This is a genomic window from Aminobacter sp. P4_D5 (genome assembly GCF_056401815.1).
The window spans coordinates 1-1,787 of record NZ_JBFUIP010000348.1; the positions used below are offsets into that span (position 1 = coordinate 1).

Sequence of the window (1,787 nt, forward strand, 5' to 3'; positions counted from 1 at the left end):
TGGTTGAACTCGCGCAAAGTGATCTTCGAAAGATCGAAGGTCTTCGGCGCGTAGTTCGCCTGGTGCAAAGGCGCGGTCGCAAGATTTGTTGAATGCATAATCTCAGTGCTCCCAGAAATAGACGGTGGACGGCTCAGGCTCCCAGATCTTGGCGTCTTCGATGCCGGGCAGATTGGCGAGCGCGCGATATTCGGAACCGAAGGCGACATACTGGTCGGTTTCGGCCATGACGGCGGGCTTGCAGGAGATCGGATCGCGCACGACGCCGAAGCCATCCTTGGTGCCGACCACGAAGGTGAAGAAGCCGTCGAGGTCGTTGAGGCTGCTTTCGAGCGCCTCGCCGAGATTCTGGCCATGCGCGATCTTCGACGACAGGTAGGCAGCGGCCACTTCGGTGTCGTTTTCGGTTTCGAAGCGCATGCCGTCGCGGATCAGCTCGCGGCGCAAATTATTGTGGTTCGACAGCGAGCCATTGTGCACCAGGCACTGGTCGGGACCGGTCGAAAACGGGTGCGCGCCGAGCGTGGTGACAGCGGATTCGGTAGCCATGCGAGTATGGCCGATGCCATGGCTGCCGCCCATCGAGGCAATGTCGAAACGCTTGAGCACTTCGATCGGCAGACCGACTTCCTTGTAGATTTCGATGGCTTCGCCAGCACCCATGATGCGGACGTTGGGGCGCAGTTCGGCGATTGCCGCGCGCGCTTCCTCGACCTTGTCGGCAGGCACGTCCAGCACCGCATGGGTGGACTTCACCGTCGCCGAAACCTTGGCGCCGATCTTCTTGCCGAGCTCGACGTCGAGACCTTTGAAATCCKCCTCGGGCGTTGCCGTCTGGATGGTGATCTTGGCGTGCCCCTTGGAGCCGCCGCCGTRGATGGCGATGCCCGCGCTGTCGGGGCCGCGATCAGTCATGGTTACAAGCATCTCGGACAGCAGCGCGCCCAACTGGGGCTCCAGCGACTTGTCCTTGAGAAAGAGTCCTACAATTCCGCACATCCCAGTTTCCTCACCTGATTGGCTGCCTGTGACAAAAGCTAGCAGGTTCCCAACCCCAATTCAACTGTGATGAATTTTTTATTCCTGTAGAAAAACAACGGAACGGCTCACAAATGGCATTGCGGCCAACGCTGGCCCACCAGGGCGCGGCCCCCCTCGGAAATCAACACGCCACCGCATCCCGACGCTAGTCGACGAGCCGCCTGAGGGCGATGCGTGATCGCATGAGATCAAATACGACGGTTACCGAACCCAGATCCGCCTTGCGGTCAGGCATGTCGTCGCTTTCACCCGAAACGGGCACGACTGGTCGCTGAAATGTGCGTCGCTCACGAAGAAGAAATCAAGAGTGAGGCTGGGGAGCGCGCAGTTCCAAGCAGCTTCATCCCAAATCCGCATCAATAGTTGGGCGCATCCCTTATGAGAAGCTCGACACTTATCAGCGCACCTGCTTTTCTTACCGACAAGGGGGAAGGGAATGGGTACTCGGGGGAAGCCAGGCTGGATGATAGCAGCCTTAGCGGCAGGATGGTGGTTGTTTGGTGGCAACGAGCCCGATCCACCGCGCGTGCCGTCCAGCGCCGAGCAAACATCGCCGTCAAGGCCAGTTCCTGTTGCGCAGCCCCCTCCCGGCGCCAATCCTCTGTTGTCACGAGAAACAGAAGTCCGCCTTGATGTTCCAAGCGCAGAAGATCTCGCGACCAAGACGGCAGCCCGCGTCCGATCGAATCCGTCGACAAGCTCCGCGATCGTAGCGACCCTGCCGAAGGGGCATCCAGTAAATGCAT

General features: G+C 59.7%; 1 protein-coding gene. It reads right to left on the reverse strand.

The features are described from left to right. Positions 1–102 precede the first annotated feature (102 nt). A complete protein-coding gene (locus tag AC1DWF_RS31730) occupies positions 103–999 on the reverse strand; it encodes a glutamine amidotransferase (RefSeq protein ID WP_476842530.1) in 897 nt (298 codons plus the stop codon). Positions 1,000–1,787 lie beyond the last annotated feature (788 nt).